The organism is Amycolatopsis sp. BJA-103, from assembly GCF_002849735.1.
In the GTDB taxonomy this organism is placed as follows: domain Bacteria; phylum Actinomycetota; class Actinomycetes; order Mycobacteriales; family Pseudonocardiaceae; genus Amycolatopsis.
On the sequence record NZ_CP017780.1, the window covers coordinates 4,030,616 to 4,050,628 of the forward strand.

Consider the following 20,013-nt stretch of genomic DNA (forward strand, 5'->3'; position numbering starts at 1 on the left):
GTCAGGCCGCGATGCCCCGGAAGCCCCGCAAGCGCAGGCTGTTGAACACCACGAAGACCGAGCTGAAGGCCATCGCGGCTCCGGCGATCATCGGGTTGAGCAGGCCAGCCGCCGCCAGGGGGAGCGCGCCGACGTTGTAGGCGAACGCCCAGAACAGGTTGCCTTTGATGGTGCGCAGGGTCCGCCGCGAAAGCCGGATCGCGTCCACCGCCGACCGCAGGTCACCGCGGACCAGGGTCAGGTCCCCCGCCTCGATCGCGACATCGGTGCCGGTGCCCATCGCCAGGCCGAGATCGGCTTGGGCCAGCGCGGCCGCGTCGTTGACGCCGTCACCGACCATGGCGACGACCTTGCCCTCGTCCTGGAGCCGCTTGACGACGTCGACCTTGTCCTTCGGCAGCACCTCGGCGATCACCGTGCCGATCCCGACCTCGGCGGCCACCGCGTGGGCGACGGCCTCGTTGTCTCCGGTCAGCAGGACCGGGGTGAGCCCCAGGTCGCGCAACCGGGAGATCGCCTCGGCGGACGACGGCTTCACGGTGTCCGCGACGACCAGGACCGCCCTGGCCTCACCGTCCCAGCCGACCACGACCGCGGTGCGGCCGAGTTCCTCTTCCGCGGCCTTGGCTTCCGCCAGTTCGGCGGTCAGATGGTGACTCCACTGCTCCAGCAACGCGTTCCGGCCGACCAGTACCGCCGAACCGTCGACGATCCCTTGCACACCAAGGCCTTCCAGGCTGGTGAACTCCTCGACGGCCGGGAGTTCCCCGGTGCGTTCCCGCGCCGCGCGGGCGATGGCCTGCGCGATCGGGTGTTCCGACGCGTTCTCCAGCGCCCCGGCCAGCCGCAACGTCTTCTCCGTGTCGACGCCTTCGGCGACGTGGACCGCCACCAGCGACATCTGCCCCGTGGTCACGGTGCCGGTCTTGTCGAGGACGACCGTGTCGACCGCGCGGGTCGATTCCAGCACTTCCGGGCCCTTGATCAGGATGCCGAGCTGCGCGCCCCGTCCGGTGCCCACCAGGAGCGCGGTCGGCGTCGCCAGGCCCAGCGCGCACGGGCAGGCGATGATCAGCACGGCGACCGCCGCGGTGAACGCCGCCGCGACCGAACCGCCGGTGCCGAGCCAGAACATCAGCGTGCCGACGGCGAGCGCGATCACGATCGGCACGAAGACCGCCGAAACCCGGTCGGCCAGCCGTTGGACCTGCGCTTTCCCGGTCTGTGCCGCCTCGACGAGTTTCGCCATCTGCGCCAGCTGGGTGTCGGCGCCGACCCTGGTCGCGCGGACGACGAGCCTGCCGCCCGCGTTGACCGTCGCCCCGGCCACCGTGTCGCCGGTGACGACCTCGACCGGAACGCTCTCGCCGGTGAGCATGCTCGCGTCGACCGCCGAGGCGCCTTCGGTGATCACCCCATCGGTCGCGATCTTCTCCCCGGGCCGCACCACGAACTCCTGGCCCGCCACGAGTTCACCGATCGGGACACGGACTTCCTCGCCGTCGCGGAGCACCGCGACGTCCTTCGCGCCGAGTTCGAGCAGGGCGCGCAAGGCCGCGCCCGCGCGCCTCTTGGACCGCGCTTCGAAATAGCGCCCGGCGAGGATGAACGTCGTGACACCGGCCGCGACTTCGAGGTAGATGTTGCCGTCACCGGCCATCCGCTGCACGGTGAACTCGAAGGGGTGCGTCATCCCCGGCGTTCCGGCGGTGCCGAACAGCAAGGCGTACAACGACCACAGGAACGCCGCGAGCGTGCCCATGGAGATCAACGTGTCCATGGTGGCCGCACCGTGCCGCAGATTCGCCCACGCCGCCTTGTGGAACGGCCACGCCGCCCACACCAGCACCGGCGCGGCCAGCGTCAGCGAGATCCACTGCCAGTAGGTGAACTGCCACGCGGGCACCATCGCGAGCAGGATCACCGGCACCGACAGTACGGCGGAACCGATCAGCCGCTGCCTCAACGGTGCGATCGGATCGGCTTCCTCGGCTGTGGCCTCTTCCTTTTCCGGAGTGGGCAAAGCTGCCGAATACCCGGCCGCCTCGACCTGCTCGATCAGCAGCCGCGGCTCGATGCCTTCCGGGTAGCTGACCTTCGCCTTCTCCGTGGCGTAATTGACCGTGGCGGTGACACCGTCGAGCTTGTTCAGCTTCCGCTCGATGCGCATGGCGCACGAAGCGCAGGTCATCCCGGTGATCGCGAGTTCGACTTCGGCGGTGGAAGGCTCGGTCCGCGTGCTCATCGGTGACTCCCTTCCCCTGTGGTGACGGTGAATTCGGCGGTGCGGACCTTGTCCTCGTGCCGGAAGTCCAGGAACAGCCGGTAAACGCCGTCCGTCGGGACCTCGGCGAAGAACGTGATCGCGGGGCCCGGCGCGGTCCGGCCGTCACCGGGTTCGCCGTCCGGATGGACGTGCAGGTACGCGAGGTCGCCACCGCGCAGTGCCACCAGATGCCCGTAAGCACCGAGGTACGGCTGCAGATCGGTGACGGCGCTGCCGTTCTTGGTGACGGTGAGCGTCACTTTCGACGACGTGCCCGGCGCGAGTTCGCCGTCGAGCCGGACCTGGTAACCGTCGACCTCGGCGACGTGCGAGGGCCGGAACTCGGCGGGCCGGAAGTCGCCAGCGGCGAAGACGTCGGCGCCCAGGGTCGTCGCCTCTCCGCCGCTGGGCTTGAAGTCGGCGAAGACACGGTAGACCCCCGCCTCGCCCACGGTCAGCGGCACCGACCACGTGCCGTCCTCGCCGAGTTCGGGGTGGATGTGCTGGAAGCCCGCGGTGTCGCGGCGGACGACGATGAGGTGCATCCGCTTCTCGTGTTCGACGTCGTAGGCGGTCACCGGCGCGCCGTCGGCGCCGAGGATCCGGAAGGTGAAGGGACGGGTCGTGCCCGGAAGGAGCGTCGTGGTGGTGGGCGTGAGGGTGTAGCCGCCCCTGGACGACGCGAGCCCGGCGGGCTCATGGTCCTGCTTGACCTGCGCCGCTTCCGCGACAGTGCCGCTGTGGGTGTCCGAATGTCCGGCGTCCTCGCCACCGGGCACACCGGCGGCGCCGGCGAACGGACCGACAGCCGTGCCTGCCGCCCAGCCGCCACCGGCGACCAGGGCGAGCACCACACCGTAGGCGAAGAGCTTCGCTGCTGTGTTCATCGTGCAGTCCTTAGTGCGGGTGTCACCCGCGATCGTGAAGCCGCTCCGGCTCCGCGACCCACCGTACATACCCCAGGGGGGTACCGCAACGGCCCGAAGGTACCCCCGAGGGGTACTAGAGAGCGATGCTCGTCACATACCCCTGAGGGGTAGCCTCGCGACCAGCCGCGCGCCGGTCTCGCCGTCCTCGGCCCGCAGCGATCCGCCGTGCCGGACAGCGATGTCACGCGCGAGTGTCAGACCGAGGCCTGTACCTCCCGCGTCCCGCGCGCGGGCGTCGTCGAGCCGGGCGAAACGGTCGAAGACGCGCTCGCGATCCTCGGCGGGGATGCCGGGTCCGTCGTCGATCACTTCCAGGACGGCCTCCCCTGCCTCTCGCCGGAGCCGCACGGTGACGGACGACCGCGCGTGCCGCACGGCGTTGTCGAGCAGATTGCGCAACAACCGTTCCAGCTGGACGGGTTCGCCGACGACCTCGGCTTGTCCGTCCACATCGGACACGACGGCGGGCCCGGGTTCGAGGGCCCGTTCGGCGACCTGCTCCCCCACCACGTCGGCGAGGTCGACGATGCCTTCCGGCGCCGGGAGCTCGGCCGGGTCCACGGCCAGTTGAAGGAGATCCGCGGTGATGCGCTGGAGCCGCTGGATGTCGAGCAGCGACCGGCGTGCGACGGCGGGCCAATCCGCGCGATCGGCGTGGGTGAGCGCGACCTCCAGCCCGGTCCGGAGGTTCGCGAGCGGGCTGCGCAGTTCGTGACTGGCGTCGGCGACGAACCGTTCCTGCTGGTCATGCGTCTGCTGCAGCCTGTCGAGGGTGGCGTTCGTGGTGGTCGCGAGCCTGGCGACCTCGTCACGGGACGGGGGCACCGGAACCCGCCGGTCGAGCCTGCTGCCGCTGACCTCGGCCAGTTCGCGGCGAATGGCCTCCACCGGCCGCAATGCCCGGCCCGCCGCGAACCACGCGACCAGCGCGGTGATCAGCACCGCGAGCGGGACGAAGAAGGCCAAGGTGTCGTCGAAGGTTCCCAGCGTCCGGAGCGTGTCCCACGGCAGGACGAACAGGTAGAGCGTGAGCCGCTGCCCGCCGCCTTCGATCACTTTGCCCACCACCGTGTACTCGCGATACTCACGCCACTGTGGATGGTCGCCGGGCCGCAACGTCGCCTTGGTGGTGACCGACCAGTCCGAGGGCGCCCCGGCAGGCGCGGGCGGCAGCGGCGTCCACGCGGGATCCCAGCGGCGCAGGTTCTCGCTGCTCGCCACCGGCCGCCCGGTGTCGTCGACCACCTCGAACAGGGCGTCACCGGCGGGCGGCACCGGTCGCCCGGCCCGGAAGGTCTCGACCAGCCCGTCCAGTTGGGCACGCGTCGCGCTGACGGCGCTGCCCGACAGTTGCGCGCTCAGCAGCTCGCGGGTGCCCAGCCAGCCGAGGGTGAACACGACCGCGCAGAGCAGCGCCGCCGAAAGCGCGGTGCTCCGCCGCACCGACGAGGGCCACCGGCCCGTCATTCGCTCACCAGCCGGTAGCCGGCGCCGCGCACGGTCGAGATGGTGCGTCGCCCGAACGGCGTGTCCAGTTTGCGCCGCAACGCGCTCACGTAGACCTCGACGATGTTGGGGTCGCCCCGGTACGCCAGATCCCAGACCTGGTCGAGGATCTCCCGTTTCGTCACCAGCTTCTCGCCGTGCCGCAGCAGGCATTCGAGGACGGCGAACTCCTTGGTGGTCAACGACACCGGCTTCCCGGCGCGGCGACACGTCCGCTTCGCCGGGTCCAGCACGAGGTCGCCGAACTCCAGCACCCCCGCCGACCCCGCCGCGCCCCGGCGGGTGAGGGCCCGCAGCCGGGCGGTGAGCACGACGTACGAGAACGGCTTGCTCAGGTAGTCGTCGGCGCCGGTGTCGAGCGCCTCGGCTTCGTCGTACTCGCCGTTCTTCGCCGTCAGCATGAGGATCGGGGTGGTCACCCCGCGATCCCGCAGTGCCGCGCAGACGCGATAGCCGTTGAGCTTCGGGAGCATGATGTCCAGCACGATCACCTGGTACGGGTACAGCTGCGCGAGCTCGAGCCCTTCGAGACCGTCGTGGGCGAGGTCGACCGCGTAGCCGTCGGCCTCGAGTCCCCATTGGAGGGTCTCGGCCAACCGCATTTCGTCTTCCACCACGAGCACGCGCATGTCCTGATCTTCGCAGATCCCCGCCGTCCATCCTGAAGCGTTCTTCAGGTTGTTTCAGGAACCGTTCAGGTGGTTCCCGCCATGATCGCCGCATGAACACAATGGACGGTCCCGCCGCGGGCGCGATCGATGTCTCGAAGGTCTACGGCCGGGGCGACACGGCGGTCCGGGCGCTCGACCACGTGTCGCTGGACTTCCCCCGCGGCCGGTTCACCGCGATCATGGGACCCTCCGGTTCGGGCAAATCGACCCTCATGCACTGCCTCGCCGGGCTGGACACCGTCGACAGTGGACGAGTCCACATCGGACGGACCGAGCTGACCGGTCTGTCCGACGCCGAGCTGACCAGGGTGCGCCGGGACCGCGTCGGGTTCGTGTTCCAGTCGTTCAACCTCCTGCCGACCATGAGCGCCGAGGAGAACATCCTGCTCGGGCTCCGGCTCGCGGGCCGCCGCCCGGACCCGGCGTGGTTCGGCACCGTCGTGGACACCCTGGGCCTCCGGCAGCGCCTGCGGCACAAACCCGGTGAACTCTCCGGCGGCCAGCAGCAGCGGGTGGCGTGCGCCCGCGCGCTCGTCGGCAGGCCGGACGTCGTGTTCGCCGACGAACCCACCGGCAGTCTCGATTCGCGTTCCGGCGCCGAGGTGCTGGACTTCCTGCGCACCTCGGTCCGTGAACTCGGCCAGACGGTGGTGATGGTGACCCACGACCCGGTGGCCGCCTCGTACACCGATCACGGGGTCCTGCTGGCCGACGGCCGGATCGCCGCGCGGATCCCCCGTCCGACCGCCGACGCCGTCCACGGCGCGTTCACCGGTCTGGGGGCGTGATGCTGCGAACCGTGCTCGCCGGACTCAAGGCGCGGCCGCTGCGGCTGCTGCTGTCCGCTGTCGCCGTCACCCTCGGCGTGACCTTCGTGGCCGGGTCCTTCGTGCTCACCGACGCCGTCGGCGCGGGACTGCGGGAAGCGGTCGCCTTCGAAACGCGCGGCGTGGACGCGTCCATCGACGCCACCCGCCGTGTCGCGCTCGACGATTCCGTGCTCTCGAAGGTCCGTCAGGTGCCCGGGGTCGCCGCCGCGGACGGTCGCGCCACCGTCAGCGCACCGATCCTCGGCCCCGACGGACGTCCGCGAGACGCCGCCGCGACCGCGTTGGGCACCGAAGGCCTGCGCCCGTACGACCTCGCGGACGGCCGTTTTCCGCAGGGCGCGGGAGAGATCGCGATCGAACGGCACAGTGCCGAGGGCTTCTCGCTGGGGCAGTCCGTGACCGTGCTGGACGAGACCGGCGGCCGGATGGTGCTGACCCTGGTCGGCACCTTCAGCCGCCCGACCGACGCGGGTCTGGGCGGCGCGACCCTGGTGGTACCGGGGGAAACGCTGCGGCGGCTGAGCCCGGCCGCGACCTTCGGCGAGATCGTCGTCCACGCGTCACCGGGCGTCGGCCAGGCACAGCTCGCCGCGGATCTGAAGAAGGCCTTGGGCATCCCGGTGGCCACCGGGAAAGAGGCCGCTGCCCAGCTGCTTCGGGAAACCGCGCCGAACACGGCGGGTCTGGCGAAGTTCTTCACCGCCTTCGCGGTCCTCGCCATGGTGGTGGCCGCGATGGTGATCACCAACTCCTTCACCATCCTCGTCGCGCAGCGATCGCGCGAACTGGCGTTGCTGCGCTGCGTCGGCGCCGGTAAACGGCAGGTCTTCGGCAGTGTGCTCGCCGAGGCGGCCGTCGTCGGCGCGGTCGCGTCCGCGGCCGGGCTGTTCGGCGGGCTGGGCGTCGCCGCCGCGTTGCAGGCGATCGCGGGTCAGGAAACCGTGTACGTCCCGCTGACCGCCCGGACCGTGGCCGCCGCACTGACGATCGGAATCCTGGTGACCGCGCTCGCGGCGGCGATCCCGGCGTGGTCCGCGACCAGGGTCGCGCCTGTCGAGGCGCTCCGGACCCCCGTCGAGTCCGCGCGCACCGGACGCCCCCGCGCGATCGTCGCGGTGATCCTGCTCGCCGCCGGTATCGGCGCGGGCGTACTGGCCCTTCGGTCCACAGTGGAGGATGGCGCCGCCCTCGCCGTGGTGGCGATGGTCGCACTGCTCGGCGCGACCTTGGCCGCCGGACCGCTGGTGGCGGGACCGGTCGTCCGGGCACTCGGCTCGCTCGTCCCGGGGCAGCCCGCGAAACTGGCCGCGCTCAACGCCGGCCGCAACCCCAAACGCACCGCCGCCAGTGCCGCCGCGCTCACCATCGGGCTAGCCGTCGTCGCACTCGCGACCACCGTGGCGGCGGGCGTCGAAGCGGGCCGGAGCCACGGCATCGGCGAACAACTCGCGGCCGACTTCACCGTCACTTCGGTGCTCCCGGCCCGGCCACTACCCGCCACCCTCGCCGGCACTCTGGCGACCGTGCCCGGCGTGACCGCCACCGCGACCCGTCACTCTTTCTCGGGTGACCTCGGCGAGTACGGCACGTATCAGCTCACCGCCGTCAGCGGCGATCTCTTGCACCCGGCTGTGCTTTCCGGACGTCTCGACAGGCTTGGTCCCGGCGAGATCGCCATCAGCAAGGACCTCGCCGAACAGTCCGGGCTCGCCGTCGGCGACACCGTGCGATCCCTGCGCGTGGTGGCGATCTACGACAGTGTCGACGCGCCCGGGGTCGATCTGGGGTTCGCGCTGGTCGACCTCTCGGAACAGCGGAAGATCGCCCTGAACGAGGAAACGTACGACGGGAGCGTGCTGGTCAAGGTCGCCGACCCCGATCAGGCCCGGCCGTCACTGGAGCGGGAGTTGTCCGGCATCGCGCTCGCGAAGCTGAGCAGCGTCGAGGAAATCAAGGAAGAGGCGGCCGCGCCGCTGCGGGAGACCCTGAACCTCATGTGGGCCCTGACCGCACTGGCCGTGCTGATCGCCTTCGCCGGGATCGCGAACACGCTTTCGCTGTCCGTCCTGGAACGGACGCGCGAGTCGGCGCTGCTGCGCGCGCTCGGTCTCACGCGCGGCGGGCTCGGCGCCGCGCTGACCGCGGAGTCGGTGTTCGTCGCGGTCCTCGGAGCGGCGTGCGGCCTGCTGGTCGGGATCGGGTCGGCCTGGCTGATCACGGAGGTGGCGTCGGACGGTGGCGAGGCGATCGCGTTCGCGCCGCCGTGGGGCCGGTTGGGGGTGCTGGTGGGCGCGGCTCTCGTCGCGGCTCCTTTGGCGGCCTTGGTTCCGGCTCGGCGGGCGGGACGGGTTTCGTTGACCGGTTCCCGGGAGTGAGGCAACTCCGGCCGGGCCACGAGCGTACGTCGGGTATGGGGAGTCAACCGACCGCGATCGAAGTAGTCGACGCCAGTGCGTGGCTGAGCAAACGCGGCATCCGGGTCAGAACACCGTCCAGGCCGCTCACGGTCAGGATCGCCGCGCGGCAGACGAGCGGGTCCACGACCAGGATCCTCTGGCTGATGAGCGCCGGGGGCGTCGGCTTCGCGCTCATGATCACGTCCGGATTCCTGCAGAGTCTGCCCGGAGTGCGGGGCGTGGAAATGCCCGAAAGCCGGTACTTCTATTTCATAGTCGCCACACTCACGCTCGGGCAATGGGCGTCGATCCTCCACCGGGAACGGCAACTGGGCGGCCTTCCGGCGCCGACCCGGCGCCCATCCGCCGCCGGAGTCCTCGGCGGCTGGTACCTGGCCTCGTTCCTGATCACCTTCGTCGGTGGCGCGGCGCTGGCCGTGGCCATGTACCTCACGACCTCGTCGCGCACCTTTGCCTGGACATGGCTGGTCGCCCTCGGCTGGGCGGCGCTCTGCTGCACGACGATCCTCGTCTGGGCCGTGACACGCCGGGGCCGCGGCGAAGACGCCGCGTCGGTCGCCGTCGACGCGGAGTTGCGCTACCAGGACAGGCGACTCTCGGCGCCCGCGGCCTTCGCGGTCGTGAGCCTGATCGACCCGCTGTTCAGCCACCGGTCGCCGCCGGCCTTCACCTGGTGGATGGTGGGCTACGCCGCGCTCGCGGTGGCCACAGCGGCCCTCGCGTACCGACGGGACAGGCGGCGGCCCGCCCTGCCGCCCGGCGATTACGGAACCGGGGCATGACCAGCAGCGAGATCGAGCTGCTGATTCGTCAGCTCGACGCGGACAGCACCGGCGATGCCGAAGACGCGCAGGCAGCGCTGACCCACCGCGGACGTGAGACCGACGTGATCACGCCGCTCCTGCGGGCCCTGCCGACACTGAACAGCTTCGGCCAGCTGTGCGCCATCGAGATCCTTCAAGAACTCGGCGAAGCCCGCGCCGGGCAGCCCTTGACCGACCTGTTGACCAGCGAGCACGACACCGTCCGCGAGTGGTCCGCCCGCGCCTTGGGCCAGCTGCGCGTCGTCGACGCCATACCTGCGCTCTGGCGCGCCTATCAAGCGTGCAAGGAACGCGGCGACCGACCCGACTGGCTGGAGCCGAACAGTATTCGATCCGCCTTGACCGAGCTGGGCGCCCGGCACCCCGTCGTCCCGCCGCTGACCGCGAGCCTCCGGATCACCACGTCCTATGGGCACGAGGCATGGCCGTCGACACGACTGACCCACGTCCTCGACGACCTCGCCGCCCATGGTCAGGCCACGCTCGACTTCCAGCTCTGGCGAGTCGAACCCGACGGCCGGATGTACTGGATACAAGCCCCGCACGACGACACCGAACTCGACTATTCCCAGCCTTGGGCCACGCTCGCTCGACAGGCCCACAGCCGAGCCATGACTGCCGCCGTCCGAGCCGCCGTCGGTGCGGACGTCGTCGCCACGATCGAGTGGATCGGTCGGAGCGACCTCTGAAACCCACTATCGAGAGACGCACTTCCGCCGGGATGGGACGACAGCCTGTCAAAGGTTTCTGGCTCAACAGGAGACATCGAGGCTGCGGTCGCCGTGGTTCTCTGGGCTGCTCCATCTCACTGTTGCCATGAGGCTTATGGGCGCCAACAAGCGCCGAGAGATACCGAATATCCCTCTCATCACAGCTCGCTGACCATTTGAAATCGAGCCGTGTCACATGAATATGCGATAGCACAGGTGTTCGACTGCGAGTATCGTTGATGCCGTGGCCAGCGAAGACACACCCCAGACGACACCCACTGAGTGGTGGCGTGTCGACACCGCTGTGCTGCATGCCCGTAAACAGGAACTCGAAGTTCTGAAGCGTCAATTGGATGCTGAGCAGAACGCGATTCTCGCGGAAATCAATATTCGCGATGTTCGTGGGTGTTCGGGTCATGCGACGTTGTCGGCGATGATTTTCGAGGACTTCCACGTCACGGGCAAGGAAGCCGATGCCCGCGCTGACCGGGTGTTGACGTTGCATGCGGGTGTGGCGGTGGGTGGTGATCGGGTACCGCCGCTAGCCCCGTTGACCGCTGATGCCGCCCGTGAGGGTGCGATCGGCGGTGGTCAGATCGACGCGATCATCCGCACTCTGGCGCGTATCCCGTCGTTTGTTCCGGAAGAGGACGTGCGGGGCGGGGAGAAGATCCTCGTGGATCTGGCCCGGCGCGCCGGGCCTCGCACGATCGCCCAAGCTGGACGGAGACTCCTGGACAAGCTCGATCCCGATGGGAAAGCACCCCGGGACGAGAACCCGAAGGACGCGCGGCCGGAGTTGCGGTTCGTCAAACACCGCAACGGCACTCTCGGCCTGAAGGGCACCCTCGACCTGGAAACCTACGCGCGGTTGAAGTCCGACCTGGACCCGATGGCGAAACCGCACAAGGCCATCGACGGAGTCCGCGACTCCCGCACCCAGGACGAACGCTACGGGGACGCCTTCACCGACTATGTGCGGTTGAAGACCACCAGCCGGAACCTTCCCGGCCAGGCCGGGGAAGCCACCCACATTTTGGTCACCATGTCGTACGAGGACCTGATCAGTGACTTGGGTGAAGCCCATTTGGATCTGGTCGGGCCGATCAGCGCCACCGACGCACGCATCCTCGCCTGCGACGCCCGTGTCCGGCCCGGAGTCCTCGGCACCGCAGGGGAACCCCTCGACATCGGCCGCTCCAAACGCACCGTCTCACTCGCCCAGAAATACGCGCTCACCATCCGAGACGGCGGCTGCGCCTTCCCGGGCTGCGACATGCCCGTGCCGCGCTGTACAGCTCACCATATTGTTTTCTGGCGACACCACGGCGAAACCAAAATCGACAACCTCGTCCTACTGTGCACCAAGCACCATCGGCTCATCCACCACAGCCAATGGAAAGTCCAGATCGCCCAAGACGGACTACCGGAATTCACCGCACCCGCCTACCTCGACCCCACCGGCCAACCCCGACGCAACACCATGCACCTGCGGACATAGGCCGTTGCGCCTGACTCAGGGCACCTGGGACGAACCTCAAAATACCGCCACCTAGCGACCGGGTGGAGGTTCCTCCGTCACGACGACCAAGCTGACCTTGCCGCGTTTGATTTCGGCAATCTCGACGTGGAGCTCGTCGCCCACCTTGACCTCGTCCTCGACGTAGCGAACGCGCTTGCCATTGCCCAGCTTCGAGATGTGCACCAGGCCTTGCCTGCCCGGGGTCAGTGAGACGAACGCGCCGAAAGCGGCGGTTTTCGTCACCGTACCGCGGAAACGGTCGCCGACTTTGAAGGGCTGGGCGGCGGTCGCGAGTTTGCCCACCAAAGGCGTGACGTCCGGCTGCTTTCCGCTCCGAGGAACCTTTGCCGGTGTGGCGTCGAGCAACGCGAGTGCTTCGGAGGTCAGCGGACGTTTGGCGGGGTCTTTCTCCAGTAACCGCATGATGAGCAGGGCGAGTCCGGTTTCGCATTGCGGCAGCAGGGGCTGGTGGTACAGGACCGCGGCGGCGGAATCCTCAGGAGTGTCGCGGTGGAACGGAGAAATGCCCTCCACGGCGTGATACAGCGTCGCGCCCAGCGAAAACAGGTCACTGGGTGCCCCGCCCCGGTCACCGCGGACCCGTTCCGGGGCCAGATAGCCCGGCGAGCCGATGATCAGCCCGTTCAAAGTCCGGGTGTCATCCTGATGGACCGCGATCCCGAAATCGATCAGCAGCACCTCGCCGGACGCAGTCACCATCACGTTCGACGGCTTGACGTCGCGGTGCACGATCCCCGCGGCGTGCACCGCGCTCAAGGCGCCGAGCAGGCTTTTCGCGATATGGACCACCTCGGTCGCCGTCAGTGGGCCGTCCGCGCGACGGTCTTGCAGCGCCTTCCCGGGCACCAAGCGCATCACGGTCCAGGGAATCCCGTCCTCGATGACGGCGTCATAGACGGTGACGATGTTGGGATGATCGCGCAACTGGGCGGCGTTGCGCGCTTCTCGCTGAGCACGGGTGAGCAGGTCGGCCCACTCGTGATCCGACACCGGCCTGGACCGCCACGTTTCCTTGAGCGCCACATCGACGCGCAGGGTCTCGTCGCGAGCCTGCCAGATACGCCCGAAGCCTCCGGCCGTGATCACTTCGACGAGCCGATACCGGTCCCCGATGAGCCGACCTGGACTTGCTTCAGGTGTCACAGTTCCCCCACGGGTATCCGTACGGCTCCGAACAGTGACAGCGTACGGGCAACCGGCTTCGGCGCGGGGGCATCAGCCCCGAGCACCACTCACGACCGGCTCAAGCCAGCCGCAGTTCCCGCCCCGGCAGCGACCGCCGCCGATCCGTCACCAGGATCATCGCCAGCGTCCCGATTCCCAGCCACACCACCGACTGCACGATCCCCGACGTCAGCCCGTCCGTCCCGGCCAGCAGCGAGCGCAGCGCGACCAGTGCGCCGTTGGTCGGCAGGATTCCCAGGACGGTCCCGAAGAAGCCGGGCACGGTCGAGACCAGCGAAGCGCCGACGGTCAGCACCAGGATCGCCAGCGCGGCGAAACGGCCGGGGCGTTTGAAGATCGCCACCAGTGCTTGGTTGACCACGGTGAACGTTCCGGCCGCGAGGACCAGCACCACGAGCAGCGTCACCGCCTTGCCGAAACTCAGGCCGAGGAACGCCCAGAACACCCCGGTCAGGATCAGGGCGGTCAGCACCGCCAGCGTCGCGCCCGGGACGGCCGCGGCGAGGATGATCCGCCAGCTCGGCTCGCGGGTGGTGAGCACGCTCGGCGGCACGGCCTGGATCACCTGGTACGTCGCCAGCGCGCAGCCCCACAGCGCCAGCACGAGGATCAGTGCCACCGCGCCTTCGCCGAACGAGCCCGAGCCCGCGGAATCGGCGATGGCGGGGGTGGCGGCGACCTCTTTGAGGTGGTCGCGTTCGGTCTGGGTGTAGTCGGGGACCTTGCCTCGGCCGTCGTTGAGGCCCTTGGCCAGTTCCGAAGCGCCGGATTCGGCGCGCTGGGCGCCGTCGGCGGCGGTGCGGGCGCCGGTGGCGAGGTCGCCCGCACCGGTGGACAGCGTGGTCGCGCCGCCTGCCAGTTGCCCGGCGCCACCGGCGAGCTGCCGCGCCCCGGTGTCGGCGGCCTTGACCCCGGCGTCGAGTTTCCGTGCGCCGTCGGCCGCCGAGCCGATGCCGCCCGCCAGTTCCTTGGACTTGTCCGCGAGTTGCTTGTTCCCGTCGGCGACCTTCTGGGAGCCCGCCGAGAGGTCCTGCACCGCTTTCTTCGCCCGTACGGCGGCGTCGCGGATCTCGGTGCGTTTGCCGTCGAGGATCCCGGCGTCGGCCGTGAGTTTTTCCGAAGCGGCCTTCAAATCTGCGCAGAACTTGGTGTCACCACTGCACTTCTGTGCCAGTTCGGCGAACTTCCGCGCCGAATCGCCCGCCGTGGGCAAGGCGTCGATGATCTGGACTACCTTGTCCGCCAAGGGCGAGATCTTGTCGGCCAGCTGCTTGTTGCCGTTCGTGACCTGCTGGGCCCCGTCGGCCAGTTCCCTGGTCAGCCGGGGCAGCTGGGCGGTGTCCTTCTCGGCCTGGGTCAGTCCTGACGAGAGTTTCCCGGAACCGGCGGCGAGCTGGCCGGTGCCGCTCGCGAGTTTGCTCGCGCCGTCCGCCAGCTGCCCGGCCGCGCCGCTGAGCTTGCCTGCCCCGCCGGCGAGTTCCCCGGCTCCGGAGGCCAGTTTCCCCGTCCCGTCGGCCAGTCCGCGCAGCCCGACGACGAGCTGGTCGCTGCCGTCGGCGGCGGTCACCAGCTGCTGGTGGATCGAGGAGAACCCGACGTACAGATTGTCCACATAGGTCTCGACGATCTGCCGGTTGAGCGCGGTGAGCGTCGCGTTCGCGACCTCCCTGCTCGCCACCGGATCGACGAGACCGGTGCGCTGCGACGTCTCGACGCGCATGATCGCCTGCCGCGCGTCGAGTGGCTTGCCCGACGTCGACGTGGCCTGCGCGGAGAAGTTCGGCGGGATGGTCACGACCGCCGAGTACGTCCCGTCGGAGATGCCGTCCTTCGCGTCCTCGGCGTCGGTGAGCACCCAGGTGTACGCGGAATCCTCGCCGTGCACGAGGTTTCCGGCCAGTTCGCGGCCGAGCGGGATCAGCTGACCGTTCACCGTCACCGGCTCGTCGGTGTTGACGACGGCGGCCTTGGCCGCGCCGTGGTTGTCGCCGGGCGACCAGAACGCCCACGCCAGCCCGAGCGCGACGATCACCGGGACGAGCACGATCCCGAGCCAGGTCTTCCAGGTCAGCGGGCCGATGGCGGTCGCGCGGACGGAGCCGGTGAAGAAGCGGGACATCAGCGGACCTCGGCGGGGACGAGCGCGGGCGTCATGGCGAGGCCCGCGACGGCGGTGGTGGGCAGCAGATCCCGCACGATGGCGAGACTCTGGCAGGACACGGCGAACGTCGCGGCCCTGCTCGCGAACGCCTCTCTCAGCCCGGCACGCTGAGCGGTGGCGACGACCGTGTCCAGATCGTCGAGGAAGACGAGGCCGACGCCTTCCCCGAGCGCGCGGCGGACCTCGCCGGCGGGATCGTCGGTCTCCTTGCAGGCGATGAACGCGACGTTCCGGCGGACCGCGTGCGCGTGCTGCGGCAGCACCCGGCCGAGGACCTTGAGATCACCGCGGACGTTCGGCACCCGGCCGGCGAGCGTGTAGAGCAGAGCGCTCTTGCCCGCCGGGCCGGAACCGTGCACGGCGAGGATCTCCCCCGGCCCGAGATGCAGTTCGACGTCGCGGAAGAGGGTGCGGCCGCGGTCGTCGTCGACACGGAGACCGGCGGCGCTGAGCACTTCGGACGAGCCGGGCGCGGGCCAGTCGGCGAGCCGGAGTTCGTGGACGAGGCCGTCGCCCTCGGCGTCGAACACCGGGAGTTTGCGGTCCAGCCACGGCGGCAGGCCCCAGGCGCGCGGCCCCAGCAGCGCGAGGATCGCCGGGACGAGGGTCATCCGCACGAGGAAGGCGTCCACGAACACGCCGACCGCCAGGCTGAACGCGATCGGTTTGATCGTGGCGCTGCCGTCGGGCACGAACGCGGCGAACACGCCCAGCATGATCACCGCCGCCGCGGTCACGACCCTCGACGCGGACACGAAACCCGTCTCGATCGCCGTGTGCGCGTCCCCGTGATGGACGTAGTCCTCCCGGATCCGGGAGACGAGGAACACCTCGTAGTCCATGGCGAGTCCGAAAAGGACACCCATCAGGATGATCGGCAGGAAGCTGATCACGCTGCCGGTGCGGGTCACGCCCAGCGCCTCGGCCAGATGCCCCTGCCCGAACACGAACGACGTGGCACCGAACGCGGCGCCGATCGAGAGCAGATAGCCGAAGGTGGCCTTGAGCGGCACCAGCACCGAACGGAACACCATCGCCAGCAGTACCAGCGAAAGCCCGACGACCAGGATGCCGAACGGCAGCAGCGCGCTGCCGAGCTGCGTGGACACGTCGATGCCGACGGCGGTGAATCCGGTGACCGCGGTCTGGACGCCGTACCGGTCTTTGAACTGCCCTTCCATCGACCGCAGCCGCTCGACGAGGTCGCCGGTCGCCTCGTCGGAGGCACCGGTCGTGGGCACGACCTGGATGATCGCGGTGTCGCCCTTGGGGTTCGGCGTGGCGAGCGGGACGACGGCGACGCCGGGCACCCGGCGGATGTCATCGGCGATGCCGTTCGTGATCCCGACCGGGTCGGTGGTCGACAGGATGTCCGCGGTGACGATCAGCGGGCCGTTGAACCCAGGTCCGAAATGCTCGGCGACGACGTCGTAGGCGACGCGGGCCGGGGTGCCGTCCTCGTCGGTCCCGTTGTCCGGCAAGGCGAGCCGGAGATCCAGCGCGGGCGCCGACGCCACCGCGAGCACCCCGACGATCAGCGCGATCGTCACCCACGGCGACTTCGTGGCGAGCCGGACCCACCGCAGGCTGAACCGGGCCTTCTTCTTGCGCTTGCTCTTCTTCGGCTTCTTGGGCCGTAGCCGCTCACCGGCGAAACCCAGCAGCGCGGGGATGAGGGTGATGGCCACGATCACCGCGACGGCGACCCCGCCCGCCGCGGCGACGCCCATCGTGGTCAGGAACGGGATCCCGGCGACGAACAGGCCCAGCAGGGCGATCACCACGGTGAGGCCGGCGAAGATGACGGCGGATCCCGCGGTCGCGGTCGCCCTGGCGATGGACTCCTCGACTTCGAGTCCCTCGGCGAGCTGATCGCGGTGCCGGGAAAGCAGGAAGAGCGCGTAGTCGATGCCGACGGCCAGCCCGAGCATGACCGCGAGCATCGGTGCCGTCGAGGACACGGTCGCCACCGACGTCGCCGCGTAGACCAGCGCCACCGACACCCCGACGCCGAGGATCGCCGTCAGCAACGGCATTCCCGCCGCGATGAACGAACCGAACACCATCAGCAGCACCACGAGCGCGATGACGAGGCCGATCCCCTCGGTGGGGCTGAGCTTCGGCACCTTGTCCGAGAACGCGTCGCCGCCGGTGAGCACCTCGGCGCCCTGGCCGATCCGGTTCTCCAGATCTTGCGCGACCCCGGCGAGCGCGGTCCGCGTCGACGGCTGGATGTCGGCCAGCCCGACGTCGAGTTGCACGGTGACCAAGGCGGCGCGGCCGTCCTTCGACACCGCGTCGTGCACTGCCGCGTCGAAGGGATTCACCACCGTCGAGACCTGCGGCGCCTTGGTCAGCTCGGGTACCAGGGCGCCGACCGCGTCGCGAACGGCGGCGGCGTCGGCCCGCTGTCCTTCGGGGACGAGCACCACCAGTTGCGCCGAAGTCCCGCTCACCTGCGGGAAAACCCGGCCGAGATGGTCGAGCGCCTCCTGGGATTCGGAACCGGGGATCGCGAACGTGTCGTCGGTGCCCTGGCCGAACAGCAGCGCCGCCCCGCCCGCGACGCACAGCACCACCAGCCACAACGCGGTGACCAGCACGCGTCCGCGGGCGGCCAGCCTGCCGAGGCGGTAGAGGAATGACGACACGATCGGCTCCCGGCACTCGTTGGATACAGGGCGTATCGTAATACACTCTGTATCCGATTCACGATGTATCCTGTCCCACAGCCGGGTGAACCGGGCGCATACGAGAGAATGGCGAGATGACCGAGGAGCGGGGCGCCACCATGACCAGGCGCCGGGCGGACACCCGCCGACGGCTGATCGACGCGGCATACGAGGCCTTCTCCGAACGCGGCATCCGGGACACCCCGGTCGAACTGATCTGCGAGCGCGCCGGCTTCACCCGCGGCGCCTTCTACTCGAACTTCAGCTCGAAGGAAGATCTCTTCCTGACCCTGTTCCAGGAAGAGACCGCGGTCCGGCTCGAGCGTTTCCACGACGCCACGGAAAGCGTGCTCGGCGAGACCGTCGTCCACGCGCACGACGACCTCTCCCCCGCGCTCGGGCGGATCGCCGAGCTGTTCATGGTCGCGCTCAGCGCGGACAAGAACTGGTACCTGCTGTGCGCGGAATTCCGCACCCAGGGCCTGCGGCAGCCGGAGATCCGCGATCGGATCGGCGCCGCGTTCCGGTACTTCCACACCGAACTGGCCAAGGTGCTGGTCGGCGCGCTCGACCGGATCGAGCGGAAACTGACGATCTCACCGGACGACGCGGTCCTCGTCCTGGTCGCGCTTTACGAGCAAGGGCTGCAGAACTACCTGCTGGAAGGCACCGAACTGCCCGGTGACGGGCGGTTCGTGAGCGAACTGATCCCGAAGGTGATGGCCTCCCTCATCGTCCCGGCGACCTGAGTCGTCAGCACGGCGGCGGGAGCCAGCCGGGCGCGGTGACGACCTGCTCGGGCGCCACGGTCATCTGCGAAGTCTTCGGCCCGAAGCTGAACCCGACGAGCCCGCCCGCGCAGACCCGGACAGCGCCGGGCCCGCCCTGCGTCCGGGATTCCCGCCAGGCGACGGGATCCAGCCCGACCCGCCATACCTTCCAGAACGGCGCGCCGTCCCGATGACCGGTACAGGGATCGTTGGCGGGTAAGCCTTCGACGCGGCAGACGTAACGGGAATCCCCGTACGGCCCGGTTCCGCCCCCCAGCCGCACCGCGAGCCCGGAGCGCTCGAGCGCGGTCCGCGCGTCACCGGGTGAGCCGGGCACGCAGCGCACGAGCGCGCCGGCCTCCATGTCCACCGCGACGGTCACGCCCTCCGTTCCGGCGCAGGCACCGGTTCGCGGAACCGGGTCCACGACGGGAAAGAGGGCCACCAGGCTGAGGAGCACGGACAAGATCGGCACGCCCGGATACTACGGGTGCCCTCCTGGCTGCGCACAGTGAACCTTTCGCGGAGGTCCGGTACAAATCACGCTCCCTTTCGCACGAAAGGAGGGAATATGTCGGAAATCGCCCTACTCAGGGGACTTGCGCATTATTCGGCACAGGAAAAAGATATGTGCTTCTCGCGCGCACCACTCATGAGGTGCGGTCGGCTTTTGTCCGGATGATCACAGTTCATCCGGTCCACGAAAGGTTCAAAGCGTGACACGCAGGCGCCTTGTCGCATTCGTCGTTCCCCTCGCCCTCGCCGGATTCCTGCTCACCGCGGGCGGAACCGCCCAGTCTCGGCAGCCTTCACAGAGCCCGGTCGACATCTCACCCGGCGCGATCCGGTTCGACCCCGCCTCGCCGAGACTGAACGTCTTCTACGGCCATTCGGATCTGGACCTGGAATACGTCCGAAAGGACGCATCGGACACCAACGGATGCAGTACGAGAAATCACGAAGAAACCGAGGAAGCCGTGGTCAGGCCCGGCACCGGGCACGTCACCCTCGCCGGGGTCCGGTACGAGCTCGAACAGTTCCATTTCCACACCCCGTCCGAACACCGCTTCCAGGGCAGGACGGATCCGCTGGAAATGCATTTCGTGCACCGCAGCGCCGCCGGAAAACTGCTGGTGATCGGCGTGCCCCTGCGCGCGGGTGCCGCGTCGCCGGTGGACCGTGTCCTGGCGAACCTCGCGCCGGAGTGCGGCGAAACGGTGGCGCTCGCGGACTTCGACCTCGACACGCTCCTCCCCCGCAACCGCGGCACGCTCCGGTACACGGGCTCCCTCACCACGGCCCCGTTCACCGAAGGCGTGCAGTGGTTCCTGATGTCCGAGCGGACCGTCTCCCCGGCGACCATCGCGCGGTTCCAGGGCCTGTTCGGTGACGGCAACGCCCGCGCGCCCCAGCCGCTCAACGGACGGCACCTGACCGCGGTACCGCACATTTAGGCCGACACAAGCGTTTCATCCGGATTTCATGGCGCCGCCTTACGGTTCCGGGCACGGATCCGCACCGGCGGACCG

General features: G+C 69.3%; 16 protein-coding genes. 7 read left to right on the forward strand and 9 right to left on the reverse strand.

Features of this window, described 5'->3' with window-relative positions:
• Position 1 precedes the first annotated feature (1 nt).
• The 4 genes from BKN51_RS17420 to BKN51_RS17435 form a co-directional block, all read right to left on the reverse strand.
• Positions 2-2,245, reverse strand: coding sequence for a heavy metal translocating P-type ATPase (locus BKN51_RS17420; protein WP_101608656.1), 2,244 nt, complete (start codon positions 2,243-2,245; stop codon positions 2-4).
• On the reverse strand, positions 2,242-3,153 hold the full coding sequence (locus BKN51_RS17425; protein WP_101613277.1) for a hypothetical protein: 912 nt from the start codon (positions 3,151-3,153) through the stop codon (positions 2,242-2,244). Before BKN51_RS17425 ends, BKN51_RS17420 begins: the two co-directional genes overlap by 4 nt.
• Before the next feature lie 132 nt (positions 3,154-3,285).
• Positions 3,286-4,662 carry an ATP-binding protein gene (locus BKN51_RS17430; protein ID WP_101608657.1) on the reverse strand — a complete coding sequence of 459 codons (1,377 nt, stop codon included), beginning with the start codon at positions 4,660-4,662 and terminating at the stop codon, positions 3,286-3,288.
• Entirely contained in the window at positions 4,659-5,330 is a 672-nt protein-coding gene (locus BKN51_RS17435; protein WP_101608658.1) for a response regulator transcription factor, read from the reverse strand. Before BKN51_RS17435 ends, BKN51_RS17430 begins: the two co-directional genes overlap by 4 nt.
• Positions 5,331-5,431: 101 nt before the next feature.
• On the opposite strand from BKN51_RS17435, the gene BKN51_RS17440 reads away from it, so the two are divergent.
• A complete protein-coding gene (locus BKN51_RS17440) occupies positions 5,432-6,160 on the forward strand; it encodes an ABC transporter ATP-binding protein (RefSeq protein ID WP_101608659.1) in 729 nt (242 codons plus the stop codon).
• A complete protein-coding gene (locus tag BKN51_RS17445) occupies positions 6,160-8,577 on the forward strand; it encodes an ABC transporter permease (RefSeq protein ID WP_101608660.1) in 2,418 nt (805 codons plus the stop codon). The genes BKN51_RS17440 and BKN51_RS17445 overlap by 1 nt, the downstream gene beginning before the upstream one ends.
• Positions 8,578-8,620: 43 nt before the next feature.
• Here BKN51_RS17445 and BKN51_RS44685 read toward each other — a convergent pair whose 3' ends face one another.
• Entirely contained in the window at positions 8,621-8,743 is a 123-nt protein-coding gene (locus tag BKN51_RS44685) for a hypothetical protein (RefSeq protein ID WP_255414914.1), read from the reverse strand.
• 19 nt (positions 8,744-8,762) lie between these two features.
• On the opposite strand from BKN51_RS44685, the gene BKN51_RS17450 reads away from it, so the two are divergent.
• The 3 genes from BKN51_RS17450 to BKN51_RS17460 all read left to right on the forward strand — a co-directional run bounded on the left by BKN51_RS17450 (position 8,763) and on the right by BKN51_RS17460 (position 11,654).
• Positions 8,763-9,401: a hypothetical protein gene (locus tag BKN51_RS17450; protein WP_101608661.1), complete on the forward strand. Its 639-nt coding sequence runs from the start codon at positions 8,763-8,765 to the stop codon at positions 9,399-9,401.
• Positions 9,398-10,132 (forward strand): HEAT repeat domain-containing protein, encoded by a 735-nt coding sequence (locus tag BKN51_RS17455; protein ID WP_101608662.1) that lies wholly within the window; start codon positions 9,398-9,400, stop codon positions 10,130-10,132. Before BKN51_RS17450 ends, BKN51_RS17455 begins: the two co-directional genes overlap by 4 nt.
• Before the next feature lie 265 nt (positions 10,133-10,397).
• On the forward strand, positions 10,398-11,654 hold the full coding sequence (locus tag BKN51_RS17460; RefSeq protein WP_101608663.1) for an HNH endonuclease signature motif containing protein: 1,257 nt from the start codon (positions 10,398-10,400) through the stop codon (positions 11,652-11,654).
• Between the two features lie 51 nt (positions 11,655-11,705).
• On the opposite strand, the gene BKN51_RS17465 is transcribed toward BKN51_RS17460, so the two are convergent.
• The 3 genes from BKN51_RS17465 to BKN51_RS17475 form a co-directional block, all read right to left on the reverse strand.
• Complete coding sequence (locus BKN51_RS17465) at positions 11,706-12,839, reverse strand: serine/threonine-protein kinase (RefSeq protein ID WP_101608664.1); 1,134 nt, start codon at positions 12,837-12,839, stop codon at positions 11,706-11,708.
• A gap of 100 nt (positions 12,840-12,939) precedes the next feature.
• A complete protein-coding gene (locus tag BKN51_RS17470; protein WP_101608665.1) occupies positions 12,940-15,000 on the reverse strand; it encodes a YhgE/Pip family protein in 2,061 nt (686 codons plus the stop codon).
• Positions 15,000-17,693: an MMPL family transporter gene (locus BKN51_RS17475; protein WP_101608666.1), complete on the reverse strand. Its 2,694-nt coding sequence runs from the start codon at positions 17,691-17,693 to the stop codon at positions 15,000-15,002. Before BKN51_RS17475 ends, BKN51_RS17470 begins: the two co-directional genes overlap by 1 nt.
• Positions 17,694-17,809: 116 nt before the next feature.
• Between BKN51_RS17475 and BKN51_RS17480 the strand changes: the two genes are divergently transcribed.
• Positions 17,810-18,463 carry a TetR/AcrR family transcriptional regulator gene (locus tag BKN51_RS17480; protein WP_101608667.1) on the forward strand — a complete coding sequence of 218 codons (654 nt, stop codon included), beginning with the start codon at positions 17,810-17,812 and terminating at the stop codon, positions 18,461-18,463.
• 4 nt (positions 18,464-18,467) lie between these two features.
• Here BKN51_RS17480 and BKN51_RS17485 read toward each other — a convergent pair whose 3' ends face one another.
• Positions 18,468-18,959, reverse strand: a complete 492-nt coding sequence (locus BKN51_RS17485) for a hypothetical protein (RefSeq protein ID WP_101608668.1) — start codon at positions 18,957-18,959, stop codon at positions 18,468-18,470.
• Between the two features lie 241 nt (positions 18,960-19,200).
• Between BKN51_RS17485 and BKN51_RS17490 the strand changes: the two genes are divergently transcribed.
• The gene (locus tag BKN51_RS17490) at positions 19,201-19,938 is read left to right on the forward strand and encodes a carbonic anhydrase family protein (RefSeq protein WP_101608669.1); all 738 of its coding nucleotides are present in this window, start codon (positions 19,201-19,203) and stop codon (positions 19,936-19,938) included.
• The last annotated feature ends 75 nt before the right edge of the window (positions 19,939-20,013 follow it).

Excerpts from the sequence above, each read along its gene's own strand:
- BKN51_RS17425 (WP_101613277.1), bottom strand. The coding sequence starts at position 3,153 with ATGAACACAGCAGCGAAGCTCTTCGCCTACGGTGTGGTGCTCGCCCTG.
- BKN51_RS17430 (WP_101608657.1), bottom strand. The coding sequence starts at position 4,662 with ATGACGGGCCGGTGGCCCTCGTCGGTGCGGCGGAGCACCGCGCTTTCG.
- BKN51_RS17435 (WP_101608658.1), bottom strand. The coding sequence starts at position 5,330 with ATGCGCGTGCTCGTGGTGGAAGACGAAATGCGGTTGGCCGAGACCCTC.
- BKN51_RS17480 (WP_101608667.1), top strand. The coding sequence starts at position 17,810 with ATGACCGAGGAGCGGGGCGCCACCATGACCAGGCGCCGGGCGGACACC.
- BKN51_RS17455 (WP_101608662.1), top strand. The coding sequence starts at position 9,398 with ATGACCAGCAGCGAGATCGAGCTGCTGATTCGTCAGCTCGACGCGGAC.
- BKN51_RS17470 (WP_101608665.1), bottom strand. The coding sequence starts at position 15,000 with ATGTCCCGCTTCTTCACCGGCTCCGTCCGCGCGACCGCCATCGGCCCG.
- BKN51_RS17450 (WP_101608661.1), top strand. The coding sequence starts at position 8,763 with ATGAGCGCCGGGGGCGTCGGCTTCGCGCTCATGATCACGTCCGGATTC.
- BKN51_RS17420 (WP_101608656.1), bottom strand. The coding sequence starts at position 2,245 with ATGAGCACGCGGACCGAGCCTTCCACCGCCGAAGTCGAACTCGCGATC.
- BKN51_RS17440 (WP_101608659.1), top strand. The coding sequence starts at position 5,432 with ATGGACGGTCCCGCCGCGGGCGCGATCGATGTCTCGAAGGTCTACGGC.
- BKN51_RS17445 (WP_101608660.1), top strand. The coding sequence starts at position 6,160 with ATGCTGCGAACCGTGCTCGCCGGACTCAAGGCGCGGCCGCTGCGGCTG.